The sequence below is a fragment of the Streptomyces clavifer genome, assembly GCF_036345975.1.
Classification (GTDB): domain Bacteria; phylum Actinomycetota; class Actinomycetes; order Streptomycetales; family Streptomycetaceae; genus Streptomyces; species Streptomyces clavifer.
In genome coordinates this window covers 6393444-6414528 of the sequence record NZ_CP107793.1, presented here as the reverse complement: position 1 = coordinate 6414528, position 21085 = coordinate 6393444, and the positions used below count along the sequence as shown (strand labels likewise).

Sequence of the window (21085 nt, the reverse complement as noted above, 5' to 3'; positions counted from 1 at the left end):
ACCTCCGCACCGAGGGCGCCCTACCGAGTGGTAAGTACCGAGCCGGGCCCATGCTGTGACACAGGTCACATGATGTCAACGTACGCGGCGGAGTTTCCCCGACGGTTGTTCACTTCCCGGGCGCCGTCCGTGCTTCAGAGCAGCGCGGGTACCTCGGCGGTGAGGGTGCAGCGACCGCCGTCCGCCGGGGCGTCCAGCACAGCGGGTACGCCGAGCGGAATCGTCAGAGCCGTGGGGCCGTGGCCGAAGCCCAGCTCCTCGACGACCGGTACGCCGAGGCCGCCGAGCCGGTCGGCGAGCACGGCGCGCACCCGCTCGTACGGCCCGCAGTCCTGCCAGGAACCGCACGCCACCCCCGCGACGCCGTCGAGGGCCCCGATGCGCAGCAGCCGGGTGAGGATGCCGTCGAGCCGGTGCGGGTCCTCCGTGATGTCCTCGATCACCAGCAGCCCGCCCCGGGCGGAGGTCCGGGCGTGCGGGGTGCCGGCGTCGGCGGCGAGCAGGCTCACGCAGCCGCCGTAGGTGATCCCCCGTGACCGGCCGGGGACCAGCGCCGCCGCCGTGTCCAGGCCGAGCGTGCGCACCGACTCGGGTGCGAACAGGGTGGAGCGCAGCGCCTCCTGGGTCGCCGCGTCCTTGAGGAACACCTCGGTGGCGACCATCGGTCCGTGCAGGGTCGAGAATCCGGCCCTCAGCGCGAACGCCTCGTGCAGCACGGTGATGTCGCTGTACCCGACGAACACCTTCGGGCCGGCGGCCCGCAGCGCCGGCCAGTCCAGGAGGTCGACCATGCGGTGTGCGCCGTATCCGCCGCGGGCGCACAGCACGGCGTCCACGGAGGGGTCGCACCAGGCTTCTTGGAGATCCCGGGCGCGGTCCTCGTCGGTGCCGGCGAGGTGGTCCAGCCCGGGGTGCGTGTCGAGGACGTGGGGAGCGACCACCGGCTCCAGGTCCCACCCGCGCAGCAGGTCGAGACCTCTTTCGAGGCGGTCGGCGGGCACGGGCCCGCTGGGTGCGACCACCGCGACCCGGGCGCCGGGGCGCAGCCGCGCCGCCCGGGCGAGCGGCTGGAGGGTCCTCCCGGTCACTTCTTCAGCTCCAGGCGCGGTACGTCGGCGCGGTCGATACCGAAGGTCTGCGCGTAGAGGGAGAGTTCGGCCTCCAGGGCGCGGATCACGGTCTCCGCGCGGCGGAATCCGTGGCTCTCCCCCTCGAAGGCGAGGTAGGCGTGCGGGACGCCGCGGCCCTCGATCGCTGCCAGGAACCGCTCGCACTGGATCGGCGGGCAGATCGGGTCGTCGAGTCCCTGGAGCAGCACGAACGGTGCGGTGAGCCGGTCGGTGCGGTTGATGGGCGACCGTTCCCGGTAGCGCTCGGGTACCTCGTCGAGCGGGCCCACGAGCGACTCCAGGTACTGCGACTCGAAGTCGTGCGTCTCGCCGGTGGCCCATCCCTCCAGGTCGAGGATGGGGTAGCTGATCGCCCCGCACGCGTACACGTCGGTGCCGGTGAGGGAGGCGGCGGCGGTCCAGCCGCCGGCGCTGCCGCCCCGGACGGCCAGCCGGTCGCGGTCGGCCGAACCCTCCTCCGCCAGCCCGAGCGCGACGGCGGCGCAGTCCTCCACGTCGACGACGCCCCACTGTCCGCGGAGCCGTTCGCGGTAGAGCCTGCCGTAGCCGGTCGAGCCGCCGTAGTTGACCTCGGCGACGCCGATGCCGCGGGAGGTGAAGTAGGCGATCTCGAGGTCGAGCACGAGCGGGTCACGCCCGGTGGGCCCACCGTGCACCCAGATCGCGTAGGGCGGCAGCTCGCCGTCGGGGCCGGTGCGGTCGGGGTGGTGCGGCGGGTAGACGTGCGCGTGGATCTCGCGGCCGTCGGGGCCCGTGAAGGTGCGGATCTGCGGCTCGGGGTAGTACGCGGGGTCGACGGCGTCCCGGTGGGGTGAGCCGAGGGTGCGGGTGTGCCCGGTCGCGGTGTCCAGCTCGACCACCTCGTACGAGGTGTGCGGGCTCGCGGCGATGCCGATGACCCGGGTGTCCTGCACGGTGAGGGTCTCGGCCCACGCGGTCCAGGGGCCGACGGCGTCGACGAGTTCGCCGGTCTCCGGGTCGAGCACGCCGAGCCGGGTGGTGCCCCGGCCGTGGATGACGGCGATCAGCCCGTTGTCCAGCAGCCGGAACCAGCGCAGACCGATCTTCCACAGCGGCCCGCCGAATTCCTCGCCGCGTCCGGAGCAGAGCCGGCTGCTGGGCACGACCGCGCCCTCGACGGCGTCCGGCCGGATCCGCTGGAGCTCCCACCAGCCGCCGATGTCCGACACGAAGAGCAGGGAACCGTCCCGGTCCCACTCGACCTGGACAACCGATTCGTCGAGGTCGCCGACGAGGGGCCGTACCCCGGTGAAGAGGCCCTCCGCGGTGACTTCGGCGATCATGGCGACGGTGCCGTCCCACGGCATCTGCGGGTGGTCCCAGGCGATCCAGGCGACCCGGCGGCCGTCGTGGGACAGCCGGGGACCGGTGACGAACCGGTGCCGGTCGTCGGTGAGTTCGCGGACGGCGCCGCGGTCGGAGGCGGCCGAGCCGTCCAGTGGGACGGCGGCGATCACCCGGCGCACGTCGGTGGGCGACGCGCCGGTGAACTCCTCCAGCACGCACCAGACCTCACCGCTGCCGCCGCGGTCGAGGTGGATTTCGGGGTCCACCCAGCGCAGCCCGTCGCCGGTGTGCGACACCGGGGTGAGCGGCCAGGGTGCGTCGGGCCCGTCCGGCGCGTACGCGTACAGCCGCTGGTCGGGGAAGTGGACGAAGACGACCAGCGGTCCGCCCGTCCCCCGCGCCGCGCCCGCCCACGGCGCCCCGCCGTACTCGATGACGCGGCTGCGGGGGTTCCACGGTTCGGGGAGCACCGAAGCGGTGGTGCCGTCGGCCCGGCGGCGTACGAGGGCACGGCGGCCTCCCTCGGCCGGGCGCGGCTCCGTCCACCACACCTCGTCGCCGACGCTGCCGACGAACTCCGGCCGGCCGTCGTGCGACGCGGCGAGCGCCGCGTCGATCGGTGACGGCCATGAGCCGTATGACGCTGTGGACACCATGAGTGTTTCCCCCCGTGATCGGTCAGGCAGTGCGCAGGAAGTGGTCCAGGACCCGGACGCCGAAGTGCAGGGCGTCGACCGGGACCCGTTCGTCGACGCCGTGGAAGAGCGCCTGGTAGTCGAAGCCGACGGGCAGCTTCAGCGGCGAGAAGCCGTAGCCGGTGATGCCGAGGCGCGAGAACTGCTTGGCGTCCGTGCCGCCCGACATGCAGTACGGCACGGCGTGGGAGCCCGGGTCGAACAGCTCGACGGCGGCCCGCATCTTCGCGTACGTGGGTGAGTCGACCGGTGCCTCGAGCGGCACCTCGCGGTGGTCGAACTCCCAGTCGACGCCGGGCCCCGTCAGCCGGTCCATGGTCTCGACGAACTCGTCCTCGGCGCCCGGCAGCATGCGGCCGTCGACGTGGGCGGTGGCCCGGCCCGGGATCACGTTGACCTTGTAGCCGGCTTCCAGCATGGTCGGGTTGGCGCTGTTGCGCACGGTCGCCTCGACCAGCGCGGCGGCCGGGCCGAGCTTGCCCAGCAGCTCGTCCACGTCGAAACCGGGCGCGTCCAGGTCGACCCGTATGTGGTGGAGCGCGGCGATCTCGGTGAGGGCGGCCCGCACGGTCGGGGTCAGCCGGACCGGCCACTCGTGCTCCCCGATCCGGGCGACGGCGGCGGCGAGCGCGCTGACGGCGTTGGCCCGGTTGACCTTGGAGCCGTGCCCCGCCTTGCCCTCGGCGGTCAGCTTCAGCCAGCCGGTGCCCCGCTCACCCGCGGCGATGGGGTAGAGCGACATGCCGGGTCCTGCGTGGAAGGTGAAGGCCCCGGACTCGCTGATGCCTTCCGTGCAGCCCTCGAAGAGGTCCGCGTGCCGGTCGGCGAGGAAGCCGGAGCCGTCCGCGGCGCTGGCCTCCTCGTCGGCCGTGTAGGCGATGACGATGTCCCGGCGGGGACGGACTCCGGCGCGGGCCCAGGCCCGGACGACGGACAGGATCATCGCGTCCATGTTCTTCATGTCGACGGCGCCGCGTCCCCACACGACACCGTCGCGGACCTCCCCGGAGAAGGGGTGCACGGTCCAGTCGGCCGCTTCGGCGGGCACCACGTCGAGGTGGCCGTGCACGAGCAGGGCGTCGGCCGACGGGTCGGTGCCCGCGATCCGGGCGACCACGTTCGTCCGTCCGGGCGTGCGCTCCAGCAGCGCGGGCTCCAGACCGGCGGCGGCCAGCCGCTCGGCGACGTACTCGGCGGCCGGGCGTTCCCGGCAGCTGCCGTCTCCGCTGTTGGTGGTGTCGATGCGGATCAGCTCGGAGGTGAACGTCACCGACTCGTCGAGCGCCAGCTCGTCGACGGCGGGCGGGTTGGTCGTGTCAGCCATACTGTTCCTCCACGGCGGACGACACGATCGTCGTCACCGCCTTGAACGTGCGAATACCTTCGTACATCGTCCCGCTGGTGTAGGCGACGCGCCTCTCGCCGTCGCGCGCCACTCCGGGAACCACGGTCGCCGCCGCCGCCAGGTGCTCGGCGTCGAACTCCAGCTGCACCGTGTAGCCGTCCCCCGTCGTCACGGGCGCGTGGCGCACGGCGAGCGCGGTCGCTTCGCTCGCCGCCGCCCTGATGTCGGCGGCGGTACGGGCCGGGGTGCGGCACACGGCGGCGTACCGCGACACATGGTCCTTCACCGCGACCATGCGGGCGGCCGGGGCGTAGAGCTCTGCGTCCTTGCAGGTCAGGTCGTCGCCGGTGACGAGGATGACGGGTACACCGTACTCCGCGGCGACGTGGGCGTTGAGCAGGCCCTCACTGGCACGGACGCCGTTCAGCCAGACCCCGGTGATGGAGTTGGCGAGGTAGGTGTGGGCGAGCACGCCCTCCGCACCGGCACCGGTGTGGTAGCCGATGAAGGCGACGGCGTCGACGTCCCCGTGCTGGATCCCCTCGACCATGGAGAGGGACTTGTGCCTGCCGGTGAGCATCTGGACGCGGTCGTCCAGCTGCTCCAGGAGGAGGTTGCGCATGGACCAGTGGGCCTCGTTGACGAGCACCTCGTCGGCGCCCCCGTCGTAGAACCCGAGGGCCGCGGCGTTCACGTCGGAGGTGAACATCGCGCGGCACCTCTCCCACTGCGGGGTGCCGGGCAGCACGTCGGCCGGCCACGTCACGCCGGTGGCGCCCTCCATGTCGGCGCTCACGAGGATCTTCACGGTGCGCGGTCCTGTCGTTCGTCGGTCGGGTGCGGTACGTACGGCCACCACGCCGGTCGTGCGACCCCGGTATCCGTACGCCTGACGGAGACCCTCCGCCCGTCCGCCGGGAGGAAGATCTTCGTGCCGCATCACGGTACGCGCCGGGGCGGCACGGGACCAGAGCAGCCCCGATCTACCACTGGTCCAGTCCAGTGACGCGAGCTGCGGAAACGCTCCGCCGTAAGGGATGGCACACTGGCCGCCGACCGTGCGAAGGAGTCCGCAGTGACGATGATCCGCAATCTCCGCCGTGCGGTCCGCCGCGTCTACCGCGGCACGGTGGACCTGAGCCATCCGGCACGCTCCCCGCTCGGCAGCGCGGTGGTCAACTGCGTGCTGTACGAGGACGGGCGGCGGCATCCGTCGGACTGCCCGGCGGACGAGGCCCTGCGCCGGGTCCGCTCCTCGGGCCGGGGCTTCGTCTGGCTCGGCCTGCACGAGCCGACCGCCGCCGAGTTCGCCGGTGTCGCCGAGCTGTTCGAGCTGCACCCGCTGGCCGTCGAGGACTCGGTGCACGCCCGTCAGCAACCGAAGGTGGAGCGTTACGACGGGACGCTGTTCGCCGTCTTCAAGACGTGCCGCTACGTCGAGCACGAGGAGCTCACAGCGACCAGCGAGGTGGTCGACACCGGGGAGATCATGGTCTTCACCGGCGCCGACTTCGTGATCACCGTCCGGCACGGCAGCCACGGCTCCCTCGGCCCGCTGCGCGAGGGCCTGGAGGCCACGCCGGAGCGCCTGGCCCAGGGCCCGGCGGCCGTGCTGCACGCGATAGCCGACCGGGTGGTCGACGACTACCTCGTCGTGGCCGACTCCATGCAGCACGACATCGACGCCGTGGAGACCGCGGTCTTCAGCGAGCACGCGGGCCGGGGCGACGCGGGCCGCATCTACCAGCTGAAACGTGAACTCCTCGAGTTCAAGCGGGCGGTGTCCCCGCTGGACCGGCCGCTCCAGGCGCTGGCGAGCCAGACCATGGAGCCGGTGGGCCCCGGCTTCCAGCCGTACTTCCGCGATGTGGCCGGACACCTGGCCCGCACGGCCGAGCAGATCGCCTCCTTCGACGCGCTGCTCGACTCCGTGCTGCAGGCCCATCTCGCGCAGGTGACCGTCGCCCAGAACGAGGACATGCGCAAGATCACGGCGTGGGCGGCGATCGTCGCCGTACCCACCATGGTGTGCGGTGTGTACGGCATGAACTTCGCGCACATGCCGGAGCTGCGGTGGACCTACGGGTACCCCGCGGTCCTCTGTGTGATGGCCGTGGCGTGCTTCGTCATCCACCGCGGGTTCCGGCGCAACGGCTGGCTCTGACGCGCCGGAACCCGCCGCGGGTTCCAATGCGACGGCCGGCACCGGTCACCGCGTTCCCCCACGGGGCACCGGTCCGTCGAAACCCGCCGCGGGTTCCCACGCGACGGGCTTCGATCCACCGGGCCGGCGGGGCCTCAGGTGCTCAGGAGCGGGTCGCGCCCTTGAGGAGCTCGTCGATCCGGGTGAGTTCCTCCTCGCCGAACTCCAGGTTGCGGACCGCCGCCACACTGTTCTCCAGCTGGGCGACGCTGCTCGCGCCGACGACGGCGGAGGTGACCCGGCCGCCGCGCAGCACCCAGGCCAGCGCCAGCTGGGCCAGGGACTGCCCGCGCTCCTGCGCCAGCTCGTTCAGCGCGCCCAGCCGTGCCACCAGCTCGGGGGTGACGGCGTCGGCCGAGAGGAACGGGCTGGCGCCCGCGGCGCGCGAGCCCTCCGGAATGCCCCGCAGATAGCGGTCGGAGAGGATGCCCTGCTCCAGCGGCGAGTAGGCGATGGAGCCGGTGCCGAGCTCGTCCAGGGCGTCCAGCAGCCCGTCGTCCTCCACCCAGCGGTCCAGCATCGAGTAGCGGGGCTGGTGGATGAGGAGCGGGGTGCCCAGGTCGTCGAGGATCCGTGCGGCCTCGCGGGTCTGCGCGGCGGAGTAGTTGGAGACGCCCGCGTAGAGCGCCTTGCCCTGGCGCACGGCGCTGTCCAGCGCGCGCATCGTCTCCTCGAGCGGGGTGTCGGGGTCGAAGCGGTGCGAGTAGAAGACGTCGACGTAGTCGACGCCGAGCCGCGTCAGGCTCTGGTCCAGCGAGGAGCGCAGGGACTTGGCGGAGCCCCACTCCCCGTACGGACCGTCCCACATGTGGTAGCCGGCCTTGGTGGAGATGACGATCTCGTCCCGGAGGCGTGCGAAGTCCGTCTTCAGCGCGCGGCCCATCGCGACCTCGGCGGAACCGGGCGGCGGGCCGTAGTTGTTGGCGAGGTCGAAGTGGGTGATGCCCAGGTCGAAGGCCCTGCGCAGGATCGCGCCCTGGCTCTCCGGCGTCCGGTCGCCTCCGAAGTTGTGCCACAGCCCGAGTGACAGCGCGGGGAGCAGCAGGCCGCTGCGTCCGGTGCGCCGGTAGGGCATGGCGGTGTAGCGGTCGGCGGACGGAAGGTACATGCGAGCACTCCACGGGAGAGGTCCGGGGGGAGCGCGCCAGGTCTGGTGCGCGTGTCCAGACTGGCGGAGATCGATCCAGCGGTCCAACAGGAGATTCCGCTGGGATTCATCGATTAGGTTGCTCAATCATGGAACTGCGTCAGCTGGAGCACTTCGTCGCCGTCGCCGAGGAGCAGCACTTCACCCGCGCGGCGGAGCGCCTCGCCGTGTCCCAGTCCGGGCTGTCCGCGTCCGTCCGGGCGCTGGAGCACGAGCTGAGGACCCCCCTGTTCAGCCGCACCACGCGCACGGTGCGGCTGACCGAGGCGGGGCAGGCCCTGCTCGTGGAGGCCGAGCGGACGCTGGCGGGGGCCAGGGCGGCGAGGGACGCGGTCGACGCCGTACGGGGACTGCTGCGCGGCACGCTGACGCTGGGGGTCGAACAGTGCGTGGCCGGGGTCAGCCCTGCCCGGCTTCTCGCCGCGTTCCACCGGGAGCATCCGCACATGGAGATCCGGCTCCGCCAGGAGGGCACCTCCAGCCTGCTGGAGGGGGTGGCCGGCGGGCGGTTGGACCTGGCGTTCGCGGCCACCGTCAGCCCGCCGGAGTGGCGGGGCGAGCTCCTGCCGCTGGCGCGGGAGCCCATGGTCGTCCTGTGCGCCCCCGGCCACCGTCTCGGTCAGGAGGCAAGGGTGGCGTGGACCGGGCTGCACGGGGAGTCGTTCATCGACTTCCACCCGGACTGGGGCCCGCGGCGCGCGGCGGACGAGGCGTTCGCCGCCGCGGGGGTGCGCCGCACGGTGGCGCTGGAGGTCAACGACGTGCACAGCCTGCTGGAGCTGGTCCACGAAGGCCTCGGCATCGCGGTGGTGCCGCACCACTTCTGCCGTAAGCAGGAGGCTCGGGGGCTCGTGGTGGTGGAGCTCGACGGGGCGCACCGGCCGGTGTACGAGAGCGTGGTGCTGCTCCCGCCGTCCCGGGCCATGAGCCCGGGGGCGCGGGCGCTGATGACGCTGCTCCGGGAGGACGCGCTGCGCTGAGACCGCGGGGCCTCCCGGTCCGCCGGCTGCTCAGCCGTTCAGGGCTTCGGCGAACGCGCCCGGCTCCTGCGCGACGCCGCTGCAGGCGTCGTCGGCCTCCGTCAGGTCCTCGCCCTCGGCGCACGGCCGGTCGCGGAAGGCCGCCCACATCGACAGCGCGCCGACGCCCTTCCGGGTGGCGAAGTCGCGCAGCGACGCGGCGTCGGCGAGCGTGAAGGTCTCCCCCGCCACGTCGTTGACCCCGATCATCACGGTGAGGTGCAGCGCCTGCCAGGCAGCGTCCCGCGACAGCCCGAGTACGTCCACGAGCTGGTCGTGGGCCGCCTGCGCGGCCTGCTCCGCGTAGTCGCCCATGTCCCCGCTGTGGGAGCTGCTGTAGTTCATCGCCATGATGTTGACCGCGGAGAGGCGGACACCCTGGTCGACGGCGTCCTGGACGACTGCGAGCCCGGTGTCCTCGAGTCCGTCGGGCATCACGGGGAGCGTGTACGTGAGGTCGAGGTCGCGTTCCTTCTGGAGGAGGGCGAGGGCCTCGTTGCGGCGGGCGACCGAGACCTCGTCGGTGAGCGCGTCGCCCTCGATGTCGAAGTCGGCCTTGGTGGCGCCGACCGCGTCGAGGATCTCGGCATAGGCGTCGGCCAGCTCCTGCGCACTGTCGCAGTCGAGTGCCGCCTCGGTGCCCGCGGCCCCGCCGAAGGAGACCCGGAGGTCGGCCCCGGTGTCGGTGAGCGCGGCGGCACGGGCCACGACCGCGTCGCTGGTGGCGGGTTCGGTGCCGCCCCAGACGGGCGTGCAGCCGGAACCGTCGGAGGTCACGAAGGCCAGGTTGTACGTGTCGGGGGACGCCGCGCCGTCGGTGTCGGCAGCTGTCGTGGCGCTGACGTACGGGGTGTAGGCGGTCTGCGGGGCCCGGGGCGGGGAGGCGCCCGCCCCGTCGGTCCGGTACGCCGCCGTCCCGGTCGCGCAGGCCGAGCACGCGAGGCCCAGCGCGACCAGCCCGGCAACGACGGAGGGAACCCGTGTTCGCCTTTGCATCATGTGTGCACCTGTTCTCGAATGTGCGCCCAGAAACGGCACGTGGACGCCGGGACACCACAGAACCTCTCACATCCGGGGCCCGCGCGAAGACACAGGGAACTCATGGGAAGAGGTCCACAGGAACCGCCCGTCGCAGTCAACTAGGCATGAGGGAAAGTCTGTTGCTCTCCCCGGGTGTCCTGCGGGGGCCGCCGGCCACTCAGCGGCCGGACAGGTTCGGGCCGTATTCACAGCGTGCGGCCAGCAAAGCTCCAGACTTCGCACATCGGGGTTCGTCAGCATGCGCACATGCAATCGGATCCCGTCATCGAGAAGGACCCGGCGCCACGCGGCAGGCGCCGCGCACACGCCGGGCAGCACCGCACGGCAGGACGCTCCCGCACCGCAGGACGGTCCCCGGAGGGACCTGTGTTCGTGGACGGTTCCGGCCGTCGGGCCCGGCTGCTGCGCCGCGCCGGGACACTGCTGGGCGTCACCTGCGCCGGTTACGCCGCCGTGCTGGGGCTCGCCTTCATGGGCGGCATCTCGCTGACCCCCTCCCAGCTGCTGCCCTTCGAAGGCGGCCCGGCAGCCGGGGCCGGCCCGGGCGGTGGAGCGCGGCCTGGACACGGCCCCGCACCGGGCGGCTCGGGGGCGCCACCGAGCGGCACGCCCTCCTCGTCCGCCACGACGGCCCCGTCCGGCGGGGAGGGCTGATGGCCGCGTCCCGCCGACGGCACGCCACACCCCGCGCGATCGACCGGGTCCGGCGCCGGGCGGTCCCGAAACCACGCGTGGTGATGGCCCTGCTCCTGCTGCTGGGACTCGTCTGCGTGATGCTCCTCGACGGCTATCTCCGGGCCGAGGTCGGCAACGACCAGCGGGTGCGCTCCGACGCGTCGTCGGACACCGTGCCGCAGAGCGTCCTGGACGGAGGGCCGCTCCTGAGCTTCGCCGGCGGCACCGCCCGTACGCAGTCCGTACCGGACAAGACGATCGTGCTCACCTTCGACGACGGCCCCGACCCCGAGTGGTCCGGGAAGGTCCTCGACATCCTGGACGACAACGACGTGCCGGGCACCTTCTTCCTCGTCGGCTCGATGATCGCGCGCTACCCGGACGTGGTGCGCAGGATGGTCGACGACGGCAGTGAGGTGGGGGTCCACACCTTCACCCATGTCGACCTCTCCTACCAGAGCGAGGCCCGGGTCGAGCGGGAGATCGCCCAGACGCAGCTCGCGCTGGCGGGCGCCGCGGGCATCACGACGACGCTGTTCCGCGCCCCGTACTCCTCGACGAACGACGCCGTCGACGACTACAGCTGGCCCGTCTACCAGCGGCTCGGCGCCATGGGCTACACGAGCGTGTTCATCGACACCGACAGCGAGGACTGGCAGCGCCCCGGCGTCTCCAAGATCATCGAGTGGGCGACCCCGAAGGACGGGGAGGGGGCCTCGGTCCTCTTCCACGACGCGGGCGGCGACCGCTCCGAGACGCTGGCCGCGCTGCCGAAGTACATCAAGAAGATGAAGGCGAAGGGCTACACCTTCACCACCGTGAGCGGCGCCCGGCAGCAGGCCGCCGGGACGGAGCAGGACGAGGGGGCCGGGCCCGGAACACAGGGCCCGCAGCGTGCGCAGGACGCACGGGGCGACTCCGCGCAGGCCGCCCACCGCACGGCGGACACGGCCACGCGGTGGGAGGGCCGCGCGCTGCTCGCCGCCGTCGCGGTCGCGGAATGGACCGTGCCCGGGCTGGCGGCGGTGCTGGCCGTCGTCGGATTCGCCGTGCTGGGCAGGTTCGGCCTGATGCTCCTCCTCGCACGGCGCCACCACCGGCAGCGCGACGGACGCCGGTTCTCCTGGGGTGCGGAGGTGACCCGGCCGGTGACCGTGATCGTCCCCGCGTACAACGAGAAGGAGTGCATCGCGAACACGCTCGGCTCCCTGGCGGCGAGCACCCATCCGATCGAGATCCTGGTCGTCGACGACGGCTCGACCGACGGCACGGCCGAGATCGCCGAATCGCTCGGCCTGCCCCATGTCCGGGTCGTCCGGCAGGAGAACGCCGGCAAGTCCGCCGCACTCAACCACGGTGTGCGGCAGGCGCGTCACGACATCGTCGTGATGATGGACGGCGACACCGTCTTCGAACCCGGCACGGTGCACCAGCTCGTGCAGCCCTTCGCCGACCCGGCGATCGGTGCCGTCGCGGGCAACGCGAAGGTCGGCAACCGCTCCACGATGATCGGCGCCTGGCAGCACATCGAGTACGTGATGGGCTTCAACCTGGACCGCCGGATGTACGACCTGCTGCGCTGCATGCCCACCATCCCGGGCGCCATCGGGGCGTTCCGCCGCACCGCGGTCCTGGAGGCCGGCGGGATGAGCGAGGACACGCTGGCCGAGGACACCGACATCACGATCGCCCTGCACCGCGCGGGATGGCGGGTCGTGTACGCCGAACACGCGCGGGCCTGGACCGAGGCACCCGCTTCGATGGCGCAGTTGTGGCGTCAGCGCTACCGCTGGAGCTACGGCACCATGCAGGCGCTCTGGAAGCACCGAGGGTCCGTGACCGACAAGGGCCCGTCCGGGCGCTTCGGCCGGGTCGGCATGCCGCTGGTCGTCCTCTTCCAGATCGTCACACCGGTGTTCGCCCCGCTCATCGACGTGTTCACGCTCTACGCGATGGCCTTCGTGGACTTCCGCGCCTCGCTGCTCGCCTGGCTCGCGGTGCTGGGGGTGCAGCTGTTCTGCGCGGCCTACGCCTTCCGTCTCGACCGGGAGAAGTACCGCTACCTGCTGATGCTCCCGCTCCAGCAGCTCGCCTACCGGCAGCTGATGTACCTGGTGCTGATCCACTCGTGCGTGACCGCCGCGACGGGCGGCCGGCTGCGCTGGCAGAAGCTGAAGCGCACGGGCGAAGTGGGTACGCCCCGCCCCGGCCCGGAGGCGGGGTGATGGCGGGTGCGCACCGCAGGACGGCTCCCGCCCCGGCCCCGGCGACCGTGCCGGGCACCGGCCGCGACCGTTCGTTCGACGTGCTGCGGGCGTTCGCGCTCGTACGGGTGGTGACCTACCACACCTTCGAATGGCCCTGGCTGGGGTTCCTCTTCCCCTCGATGGGGGTGATGTTCGCGCTGGCCGGCTCGCTCATGGCCCGCTCACTGGCGCGGCCGGCCGCGGGGGTGATCCGCGGCCGGCTGCGCAGGCTGCTGATCCCGGTCTGGGTCTTCGGTCTCGTGCTCGGGGCGGCGATGCTGCTGCACGGCTGGGTCCCCGGGCCGGACGTCCTGTACTGGGTGCTCCCGCTCGGTGATCCGCGGGGCGACGCGTGGGGCGAGCAGGCCTGGGCGGTGCTCTGGTACCTGCGCGCGTATCTGTGGTTCGTGCTGCTGTCACCGGTGCTGCTGCGCGTCTTCCGGTCGGCTCCCCTCCCCGTGCTCGGGCTGTCGCTCGTGCCCGTCGTGGTTCTGGAGGCAGGGGCAGGGGGCGTGCCGGAGGGGCGGCTGGGCAGTGCGATCGGCGACCTGTCGGTGTTCCTGTTCTGCTGGCTGCTGGGCTTCGCGCACCGGGAGGGTGCGCTGGACCGGCTCCGGGGCGCCCGGGTGGCCGCCGCCGCGCTGCCGCTGATGGCGGCCGGTGCCTGGTGGGCGGTGCGGCACCCGGTGGACGGCTCCGTCGACCTGGACGACATCCCGCTCGCCCAGGCGCTGTGGTCGGCCGGCTTCGTGCTGCTCCTGATGCGCTTCCGTCCACGGTTCGACGCGCTCGCGCGCCGTCCGGTGGCCGACCGGATCGTCACCGTGTTCAACGCGCGCGCCGTGACCGTCTACCTCTGGCACGAGGTGGCGCTGATGGCCGCTGTGCCTCTGATCGATCTGATGTGGGAGGTACCGATGCTGGAACGGCGTCTTCCGCTGGACAGCCCGTGGGTGCAGTTCGGCGTCGCGTGGGTGCTGACAGCGGCCGCGGTGCTCTGTCTCGGGTGGGTCGAGGACGTCGCGGCCGGACGGGGGCCGCGCCTGCTGCCGTGAGGACACCGGGGGCCGGGCCCTCGCGCACCGGCTTCCCGGCCCTCGCGCACCGCCGGAGAGCACGTTCAGTCCTCGTGCCCCAACTGGAGGTCGCGTTCGGTCCGTCCGCCACCCGGCACCTGGAGCACGGTGGCGACCGGCGGGTAGCCGGCGGCGATCACCGTGTACTCACCCGTCGACAGGTCGACGAAGCGGAACGCTCCGTCGGGCCCGGTCGTGAGCGTGCCGACGACATTGCCGGCCGCGTCCAGCAGGGTGACCCTGGCGTCCTCGACGACCCGTCCGCCGGCGGCCCGTACGACACCGCGCAGCACGGCCCCGCCGGCCAGTTCGATGTCCTGCCTGGTCTCCCGCGCCGCCTGCACGCTGACCATCAGGGCGGCGGGGCGGAAGGACGGGGCGCCGGCCGCCAGGGTGTACTCGCCGGCCACCAGCTCGCCGATCACGTAACCGCCTTCGCGCCCCGAGCGGGTCGTGGCGACGACTTCGCCGCGCACGTCGGTGAGGGTCACCGCCGCGTCGCGGACCGGTGCCCCGTCCGGGGTGACGACCGTGCCCGCGAGACGTCCCGCGCCTCCGAGCACCACGTCGAGCTCCACCGGCCGCTCGCCGACCGTGACGCTGACGGCCTGCGGCTGGTGCCCGCCCGCCGCGGCGATCAGGACGTACGAACCGGCGCCGGGCGCGCTCAGGGCGTACCGCCCGTCGTCACCGCTCGCGCCGCGTCCGATCTGCCGACCCTGGACGTCGATGAGGGTCAGCGCCGCCCGTCCCACCTTCGTCCCGTCGGGGTGCTGGACGCTGCCGCGGACCGGGACGCCCGGCAGCCGCCCGGACTGCGGCGGACCGGGGTCGACGCGGGCCGCGGGAATCGTCGGGTGCGTCGCGGACGGGTCGGCGGCCGTGCCGGGGATGTGGTGGGACACCAGGGGTTTCTCCTTGAGGAAGAACGCGAGGAACAGGCCGAGCAGGAGCACCGGCACCAGGTAGAGGAAGATCCGCGGCATCGCGTCGGCGTACGCCTGGATGTAGGCGTCGCGCAGGGCGGGCTCCATCGCGTGGACCAGCTGCGGGGTGATCGACTCCGGATCGGGCAGATCGGCTCCGGAGGGGAGCCGCACCCCGAGCGCGTCCGCCAGCCGTCCCGCGAACAGGGTTCCGAAGATCGCGGCGCCCACGCTGCCGCCGATCTGCCGGAAGTAGTTGTTGGCGCTGGTCGCGGTACCCAGGTCGGCGGGCCGCACGGAGTTCTGGACGGCGAGTACGAGGACGGGCATGACCAGACCGATGCCGATACCGAGGACCGCCTGCCAGATCCCGTACACGAGCGGCGGGGTGTCGGTGTCCAGGAGGGACAGCAGCCACATGCCGACGGTCGAGACGGCGCTGCCGACGAGGGGGTAGATCCGGTAGCGGCCGGTACGGGTGATCAGCTGCCCGGAGACGATGGACGCGCCGACGATGCCGCCCATCATGGGCAGCATCAGCAGTCCGGACTCGGTGGCGCTCACGCCCTCGACCATCTGGAGATACGTCGGCAGATAGCTGGCCGCACCGAAGAGCGCGACCCCGACGACCCCTCCCACCAGGGCCGTGACATTGAAGACGGAGTCGCGGAACAACCGCAGCGGGATGACGGGTTCGGCCGCGCGGTGCTCGACGGCGAGGAAGAGCAGGATCGTTCCGACGGCCCCGGCGGCCAGCCCCAGGACGGTGCGCGAACCCCAGGCGTACTCGGTGCCGCCCCAGCTGGTGAGCAGCACCAGGCAGGTGGAGGCGGCGGCGAGCAGAAGGGCGCCGAGCACGTCGAGGCGGGGGCGGACGGCCGGCTTGGGGAGTTTCAGCACGACGGCGATGACGGCGAGGGTCACCAGCCCGAACGGCACGTTGATGTAGAAGCACCAGCGCCAGGAGGCGTGGTCGGTGAAGAAGCCGCCGAGCAGCGGACCTGCGACCGAGGCGAGGCCGAAGACGGCCCCGATGAGGCCCATGTAGCGGCCGCGTTCCCTCGGCGGGACGATGTCGGCGATGATCGCCTGGACACCGATCATGAGTCCGCCGCCGCCGATCCCCTGGACGGCCCGGAAGGCGATGAGCTCGTCCATGGTGCGCGACCAGCCGGCCAGGGCCGAGCCGATGACGAAGACGACGATGGCGAACTGGAAGACGCCCTTGCGTCCGAAGAGGTCGCCGAGCTTCCCGTAGACCGGCAGTCCGATCGTGGAGGCGAGCAGATAGGCGGTGACCGCCCAGGACATCTTGTCCAGGCCGTGCAGCTCACCGACGATCTTCGGCAGGGCGGTGGCGACGATCATCTGGTCGAGCGCCGCGAGGAGCAGGGTGAGCATCAGCCCCAGGAAAACGAGGCGGATGCGGCGGGGGCCGATGTCCTCCGGCGACGGGGCGGGCGGTGGGGGCGGCGCCGACGCGGCGCCTCCCGCACCACTCGGCTCGTCCTTCACCAGAGTGATCCCACCCACCACGTGACGCTCCCCTCGTCGCTGCTGCGCCGCCCATTTCTCGCACCAGGCGGTGAGGCGGGGCAAACGCGACCGGGCGTGCGCGCGGCGCGCACCAAGGGCTTATGCGCCGGTGGGAGGCGCTACGGCGCACAACCGGCCGTCCCGGAAAACCACCCGTTCCGGTGAGGCCGGCTGCGACGCCGCGGAGTGGGCGCAGGAGCTACTTCTCGACCTCGGTGGCCAGGTTCTGCAGCAGTTCGTCGTAGATCCGGCCGAGTCCCTTCGGGGCGAAGGTCCTCTCGAAGAATCCGCCGATGCCGCCGGCGCCGTCCCAGACGGTCGTGACGACGGCCTTGGACCTGCCTTCCCCGGCCGGCGTGACGACCCAGGTGGTGACCATCGAGGAGTTGCGGTCCTTCTCGACCAGCTGTCCGTCGGTCGGCTCGGTGACCTCGAGCAGGCAGTCGCGCACCCGCTTGCTGGTGGCCTGCAGCTTCCAGTGCACGAGGGTGCCTTCGCCGTCTCCGCCCTCGCGCACCTCGTACTCGCTGAAGTGCCCGGTCAGCACCTTGCCCCGGACCTCCTTGTAGTCGGCCAGCGCATCGAACACCGTCTCTGCGTCCGCCGCGATGATTCGCTCTGTCGTGGCCTCGACCTGCGCCATGCCTGTTCCTCCAGCAATCGGATGTTCGGGGTGCTGCTGAGCCAACCACCTCCGGTACGGCCCCTCAAAATCGGGCCCCGTGTTCGCACGTGCACGATCAAGGGAACAAGTGTTCTATTCTCTGCGCAGTGCTACCTAGGAGGCGTCCATGCGCTGGGACAATCTGGCCGAGAACACCGCAAAGGCGGGGAACGGCGCGCTCTTCGCCGCGGACGCGGTGACCACACGCACCTTCGACACCCCCGAATTCCGGGGCATCACCTTCCACGAGATCAGGGCCCGCTCGATCGTGAACCGGGTGCCCGGCGCGTCCCGCATGCCGTTCGAATGGACGGTGAACCCCTACCGGGGCTGCTCCCACGCCTGCGTGTACTGCTTCGCCCGCAAGTCCCACAGCTATCTGGACCTGGACACCGGGCTCGGTTTCGACTCGCAGATCGTCGTCAAGATCAACGCCGGTGAGCTGCTGGACCGTCACCTCGCCTCACGGCAGTGGCACGGAGCGCACATCGCGATGGGCACGAACGTCGACTGCTACCAGCGGGCCGAGGGGCGGTACCGGCTGATGCCCGGCATCATCGCGGCGCTGCGCGACCACGCGAACCCCTTCTCGATCCTGACGAAGGGCACCCTGATTCTGCGCGACCTGGAGCTGTTGCGGCAGGCGGCCGAGGTCACCGAGGTCGGCATCTCCGTCTCCGTCGGCTTCACCGACCGCGAGCTCTGGCGCACGGTCGAACCGGGCACCCCGTCCCCCGAGCGCCGCCTGGACGTCGTCCGCACCCTCACCGACAACGGCATCGACTGCGGGGTCCTGATGGCACCGGTCATCCCCTTCCTCGGCGACCACCCCGACCAGCTGCGCGCCACGGTCCGCGCCGTCGCCGCCGCCGGGGCGACCTCGGTGACGCCGCTCGTCCTGCACCTGCGGCCCGGCGCCCGCGAGTGGTTCATGCAGTGGCTCGGGCAGCACCACCCCCACCTGGTACCGCGGTACGAGCGGATGTACGCGGACGGGGCGTACGCGCCCACCTGGTACCAGCGCGGCATCACCCGCCGGGTGCACGAGCTGGCGGCCGAGTTCGGCATCGGTCCCGCGCACCGGGGCGAGGCCCGCCGGATCCCGGTGCCCGACGTGCCCGTTCCGCTGCCGGACGGCCCGGAACCCACGCAGCTGACCCTGCTCTGACCGCACCCGCGGACACGCTCGATCGGGTCAACTCTCGGGGGATACGTCCTGCCGTGCCCGGATTCGGGGAGCATCCGGCGGGGGCTGTGCCGCTCACAGGCGCGCTCCCTCCACCACGGGAGGCCATATGACAACACGTGCAGGAATCCTGGTCGCGGTCGGCGCCACGGTCGCGGGTCTGGTGACCGCGGTCCCGACCGCGGCGTCCACCGGATCCGTCGCGTCCACCGCACCCGCCGCCGCACCGCCCACGCCGAAGTGGACGGCCTGCGCGACGAAGGCCTACCCACGGCTGCAGTGCGCGACGGTCCGCGCCCCGCTGGACCATGACCGCCCGTCGGGGCGCGGGATCACCCTCGCCCTGTCCCGGATCCCGCACACGGCGAAGACCACCCAGGGCCCGTTGCTGGTCAACCCCGGCGGCCCGGGCGGCAGCGGGCTCTCGATGGCCGGCTTCGTGGCGGCCTCGCTCCCCGCGGCCCTGGCCGCCCAGTACGACGTGATCGGCTTCGACCCGCGCGGGGTGGGGAAGAGCACCCCCGCCCTGGACTGCGTACCGAAACACTTCGACCCGGTGCGTCCTGACGCCGTGCCGGACTCCTACGAGGCCGAGAAGGCCAACCGGAACCGGGCTGCCGCCTTCGCCGCCGCCTGCGGCGCCAGGCACGGCGACCTGCTGCCGTTCATGGACACCGTCAGCGCCGCGAAGGACCTCGACGTGATCCGCCGCGCCCTCGGCGCCCGGCAGGTCAACTACTTCGGGTACTCCTACGGCACCTACCTCGGCGCCGTGTACGCCAAGCTGTTCCCCGAGCGGGTGCGGCGCCTGGTGCTCGACTCGGTCGTCGACCCGGACGGCGTCTGGTACAAGGACAACCTCGCCCAGGACCACGCCTTCGACGCCCGCCACAAGGCGTTCGCGGCCTGGGTCGCGAAGAACGACACCGTGTACGGCCTGGGCACCGACCCGGCGCGGGTCGAGGCGGCCTGGTACCGGATGCGCGCCGCGGTGAAGGCCGCCCCCGCGGGCGGCAGGGTGGGCCCGAGCGAGCTGGAGGACACGTTCCTGCCGGGCGGGTACTACAACGGCTACTGGCCCCACCTGGCAGAGGCGTTCGCGGCCTACGTGAACGACCACGACGAGGACGCGCTCATCACCGCCTACGAGAACTTCGCCGCTGGCGACTCCGCCGGTGACAACGGGTACTCCGTCTACACGGCGGTGCAGTGCCGGGACGCCGCCTGGCCCCGGACCTGGAGCACCTGGCGCAACGACACCTGGCAGGCCCACCGCAAGGCCCCCTTCATGGCGTGGAACAACACCTGGTACAACGCCCCCTGCGCTACCTGGCCGGTGGAGCCGCTGACCCCGGTGGGCGTCAGCAACCACAGGATCCCGCCGGCCCTGCTGCTGCAGGCCACCGACGACGCGGCGACCCCGTACGAGGGCGGCGCCACCCTGCACCGCAAGCTCAGGGGATCGGCCCTGGTCGTCGAACAGGGTGGCGGCAACCACGGCATCAGCCTGAGCGGCAACGACTGCCTGGACGCGTACCTGGTGGACTACCTCACCGACGGCACCGTCCCGCGGGCCGCGGGCAGCGGTGCCGACGCGGTCTGCGACGCGCTGCCCGAGCCGAAGCCGCTGACGACCGCGAAGGCGGGCACGGACGCGAAGGGCAGCGCGCTGCACGGCCTGCTCGGCTTCCGCGGCTGAACCCGGCGCGGCCTCCCGCCGGGGGCGTACGCGAGGATGGACTGCATGACCACACGGCCCTCCCCCGCGGACGCCCCCGGCGTACGCGTACGCGACATGGAGCCCGGCGACTGCGATGCCGTGGCCGAGATCCGGGTGCGCGGCTGGCAGGCGGCGTACGCCGGGCTGGTCCCGCAGGCGTATCTGGACGCCATGGACGTCGCCCGGGAAGCCGAGCTGCGTCGGCGTACCTTCGCGGCGGGCGGCCCGCAGGTGCACGCGGTGTCCCTGGCAGCGGACTCCGCGGTGACCGGCTGGGCGTGTTACGGCCCCTGCCGCGATGCCGGCGCACCGTCCGGCCGCGGCGAGCTGTACGCGCTCTACGTACACCCGGAGCGCATCGGCACGGGGGCGGGTCGCGCACTGCTGTCCGAACTGACCGCCCGCGCCGCGACGGCGGGTTTCCACGAGATGGCCCTCTGGGTACTCAGGGACAACACGCGTGCCCGCCGCTTCTACGAGCGGGCCGGGTTCCTGCCGGACGGCGCCGAGGAGTCCTCCGAGACTGGGGGCGCAGCGGTGCCGGAGGTCCGCTACGTGCGCACGCTCAGCGGGCCGGCAGCCGGCTGAGCGCATCGGCCGCCGCGGTACCGAGGCGAGGGTGCGGCAGGGCCGCTTCCAGCACCGGGCGGGCACCCGCGTCGCCCAGGCTTCCCAGACCCTCCACGCACGCGAGCGCGACCCGCCAGTGCGGCTCTCCGGGCGTCAGCAGCCGGCGCAGCGTGCCGACCAGCGCGGGTACGGACTCGGGGGCGCGCAGCGCGGCCAGCAGACGCACCGGGTACAGGGCGTAGGCGGTGCGCAGGGCGTTCCCGGCCAGAGCGGCGGCGGCCCTGGGGGTCCGGGGGTCGCCGAGGAGCAGCAGGGCGTGCGCGGCCGAGACGCAGCGCTCGGGATCACGGTGGTTGAGCAGCAGGACCAGCGCTTCGAAGGCCCGGCGGTCGCCGCGGCAGCCGAGCCGGAACGCCGCGATCTCGCGGGCCCACAGCGGGCGTTCACGCTCGACGAGGATGGCGGCCAGCTCCTCGTCGTCCTGCGTGGCGACGAGTCGGCGAAAGGCCGCCGAGTCCCCCGCCTCGGCCCGGAGCCGGTCCGTCAGTGAGCGGAACTCCTCATCCATGACGGTCAGTTTATCGACGCACACGGAACG

The 21085-nt window shown here is 72.4% G+C and carries 17 protein-coding genes; 8 read left to right on the top strand and 9 right to left on the bottom strand.

Features of this window, described 5'->3' with window-relative positions; translation table 11 throughout:
• Positions 1–134: 134 nt before the first annotated feature.
• From OG927_RS27850 to OG927_RS27835, 4 genes are read right to left on the bottom strand one after another with little or no spacing between them, the layout of a single operon-like run.
• A complete protein-coding gene (locus OG927_RS27850; RefSeq protein ID WP_319102166.1) occupies positions 135–1088 on the bottom strand; it encodes a S66 peptidase family protein in 954 nt (317 codons plus the stop codon).
• Positions 1085–3094 carry a S9 family peptidase gene (locus OG927_RS27845; RefSeq protein ID WP_056792229.1) on the bottom strand — a complete coding sequence of 670 codons (2010 nt, stop codon included), beginning with the start codon at positions 3092–3094 and terminating at the stop codon, positions 1085–1087. Before OG927_RS27845 ends, OG927_RS27850 begins: the two co-directional genes overlap by 4 nt.
• 22 nt (positions 3095–3116) lie before the next feature.
• On the bottom strand, positions 3117–4457 hold the full coding sequence (locus OG927_RS27840; RefSeq protein ID WP_056792228.1) for a M20/M25/M40 family metallo-hydrolase: 1341 nt from the start codon (positions 4455–4457) through the stop codon (positions 3117–3119).
• On the bottom strand, positions 4450–5286 hold the full coding sequence (locus OG927_RS27835) for a M55 family metallopeptidase (RefSeq protein ID WP_056792227.1): 837 nt from the start codon (positions 5284–5286) through the stop codon (positions 4450–4452). The genes OG927_RS27840 and OG927_RS27835 overlap by 8 nt, the downstream gene beginning before the upstream one ends.
• 273 nt (positions 5287–5559) lie before the next feature.
• On the opposite strand from OG927_RS27835, the gene OG927_RS27830 reads away from it, so the two are divergent.
• Complete coding sequence (locus tag OG927_RS27830) at positions 5560–6642, top strand: magnesium and cobalt transport protein CorA (protein WP_330320966.1); 1083 nt, start codon at positions 5560–5562, stop codon at positions 6640–6642.
• A 142-nt stretch (positions 6643–6784) separates the two neighbouring features.
• On the opposite strand, the gene OG927_RS27825 is transcribed toward OG927_RS27830, so the two are convergent.
• Positions 6785–7789, bottom strand: coding sequence for an aldo/keto reductase (locus OG927_RS27825; protein ID WP_319102159.1), 1005 nt, complete (start codon positions 7787–7789; stop codon positions 6785–6787).
• 128 nt (positions 7790–7917) lie between these two features.
• Between OG927_RS27825 and OG927_RS27820 the strand changes: the two genes are divergently transcribed.
• A complete protein-coding gene (locus OG927_RS27820) occupies positions 7918–8808 on the top strand; it encodes a LysR family transcriptional regulator (RefSeq protein WP_056792225.1) in 891 nt (296 codons plus the stop codon).
• A 30-nt stretch (positions 8809–8838) separates the two neighbouring features.
• Here OG927_RS27820 and OG927_RS27815 read toward each other — a convergent pair whose 3' ends face one another.
• Positions 8839–9843 carry a chitinase gene (locus OG927_RS27815; RefSeq protein ID WP_056792504.1) on the bottom strand — a complete coding sequence of 335 codons (1005 nt, stop codon included), beginning with the start codon at positions 9841–9843 and terminating at the stop codon, positions 8839–8841.
• Between the two features lie 291 nt (positions 9844–10134).
• Here OG927_RS27815 and OG927_RS27810 point away from each other — a divergent pair, with 291 nt between their 5' ends.
• Genes OG927_RS27810 through OG927_RS27800 form a run of 3 tightly spaced genes read left to right on the top strand, consistent with a single transcriptional unit; the run spans position 10135 to position 13864 of the window.
• Positions 10135–10542, top strand: coding sequence for a hypothetical protein (locus OG927_RS27810; protein WP_056792224.1), 408 nt, complete (start codon positions 10135–10137; stop codon positions 10540–10542).
• A complete protein-coding gene (locus OG927_RS27805) occupies positions 10542–12788 on the top strand; it encodes a bifunctional polysaccharide deacetylase/glycosyltransferase family 2 protein (RefSeq protein WP_056792223.1) in 2247 nt (748 codons plus the stop codon). Before OG927_RS27810 ends, OG927_RS27805 begins: the two co-directional genes overlap by 1 nt.
• Positions 12788–13864, top strand: a complete 1077-nt coding sequence (locus OG927_RS27800) for an acyltransferase family protein (protein WP_056792222.1) — start codon at positions 12788–12790, stop codon at positions 13862–13864. The genes OG927_RS27805 and OG927_RS27800 overlap by 1 nt, the downstream gene beginning before the upstream one ends.
• A 65-nt stretch (positions 13865–13929) precedes the next feature.
• On the opposite strand, the gene OG927_RS27795 is transcribed toward OG927_RS27800, so the two are convergent.
• Both OG927_RS27795 and OG927_RS27790 read right to left on the bottom strand, forming a co-directional pair.
• Complete coding sequence (locus OG927_RS27795; protein ID WP_124280628.1) at positions 13930–16347, bottom strand: MFS transporter; 2418 nt, start codon at positions 16345–16347, stop codon at positions 13930–13932.
• Positions 16348–16546: 199 nt separating this feature from the next.
• Positions 16547–16990: an SRPBCC family protein gene (locus OG927_RS27790; protein WP_056792220.1), complete on the bottom strand. Its 444-nt coding sequence runs from the start codon at positions 16988–16990 to the stop codon at positions 16547–16549.
• A 148-nt stretch (positions 16991–17138) separates the two neighbouring features.
• Here OG927_RS27790 and OG927_RS27785 point away from each other — a divergent pair, with 148 nt between their 5' ends.
• The 3 genes from OG927_RS27785 (at position 17139) to OG927_RS27775 (ending at position 20505) form a co-directional block, all read left to right on the top strand.
• On the top strand, positions 17139–18179 hold the full coding sequence (locus tag OG927_RS27785) for an Rv2578c family radical SAM protein (RefSeq protein WP_330320965.1): 1041 nt from the start codon (positions 17139–17141) through the stop codon (positions 18177–18179).
• Between the two features lie 127 nt (positions 18180–18306).
• Positions 18307–19896, top strand: coding sequence for an alpha/beta hydrolase (locus OG927_RS27780; RefSeq protein WP_330320964.1), 1590 nt, complete (start codon positions 18307–18309; stop codon positions 19894–19896).
• Positions 19897–19941: 45 nt separating this feature from the next.
• Positions 19942–20505: a GNAT family N-acetyltransferase gene (locus tag OG927_RS27775; RefSeq protein WP_330320963.1), complete on the top strand. Its 564-nt coding sequence runs from the start codon at positions 19942–19944 to the stop codon at positions 20503–20505.
• Here OG927_RS27775 and OG927_RS27770 read toward each other — a convergent pair.
• Positions 20483–21055 (bottom strand): adenylosuccinate lyase, encoded by a 573-nt coding sequence (locus OG927_RS27770; RefSeq protein WP_330320962.1) that lies wholly within the window; start codon positions 21053–21055, stop codon positions 20483–20485. The two genes, OG927_RS27775 and OG927_RS27770, sit on opposite strands and share 23 nt — an antisense overlap.
• Between the last annotated feature and the right edge of the window lie 30 nt (positions 21056–21085).

Excerpts from the sequence above, each read along its gene's own strand:
- OG927_RS27845 (WP_056792229.1), bottom strand. The coding sequence starts at position 3,094 with ATGGTGTCCACAGCGTCATACGGCTCATGGCCGTCACCGATCGACGCG.
- OG927_RS27815 (WP_056792504.1), bottom strand. The coding sequence starts at position 9,843 with ATGCAAAGGCGAACACGGGTTCCCTCCGTCGTTGCCGGGCTGGTCGCG.
- OG927_RS27810 (WP_056792224.1), top strand. The coding sequence starts at position 10,135 with ATGCAATCGGATCCCGTCATCGAGAAGGACCCGGCGCCACGCGGCAGG.
- OG927_RS27790 (WP_056792220.1), bottom strand. The coding sequence starts at position 16,990 with ATGGCGCAGGTCGAGGCCACGACAGAGCGAATCATCGCGGCGGACGCA.
- OG927_RS27830 (WP_330320966.1), top strand. The coding sequence starts at position 5,560 with ATGATCCGCAATCTCCGCCGTGCGGTCCGCCGCGTCTACCGCGGCACG.
- OG927_RS27775 (WP_330320963.1), top strand. The coding sequence starts at position 19,942 with ATGACCACACGGCCCTCCCCCGCGGACGCCCCCGGCGTACGCGTACGC.
- OG927_RS27800 (WP_056792222.1), top strand. The coding sequence starts at position 12,788 with ATGGCGGGTGCGCACCGCAGGACGGCTCCCGCCCCGGCCCCGGCGACC.
- OG927_RS27770 (WP_330320962.1), bottom strand. The coding sequence starts at position 21,055 with ATGGATGAGGAGTTCCGCTCACTGACGGACCGGCTCCGGGCCGAGGCG.
- OG927_RS27805 (WP_056792223.1), top strand. The coding sequence starts at position 10,542 with ATGGCCGCGTCCCGCCGACGGCACGCCACACCCCGCGCGATCGACCGG.
- OG927_RS27780 (WP_330320964.1), top strand. The coding sequence starts at position 18,307 with ATGACAACACGTGCAGGAATCCTGGTCGCGGTCGGCGCCACGGTCGCG.
- OG927_RS27785 (WP_330320965.1), top strand. The coding sequence starts at position 17,139 with ATGCGCTGGGACAATCTGGCCGAGAACACCGCAAAGGCGGGGAACGGC.
- OG927_RS27820 (WP_056792225.1), top strand. The coding sequence starts at position 7,918 with ATGGAACTGCGTCAGCTGGAGCACTTCGTCGCCGTCGCCGAGGAGCAG.
- OG927_RS27840 (WP_056792228.1), bottom strand. The coding sequence starts at position 4,457 with ATGGCTGACACGACCAACCCGCCCGCCGTCGACGAGCTGGCGCTCGAC.
- OG927_RS27825 (WP_319102159.1), bottom strand. The coding sequence starts at position 7,789 with ATGTACCTTCCGTCCGCCGACCGCTACACCGCCATGCCCTACCGGCGC.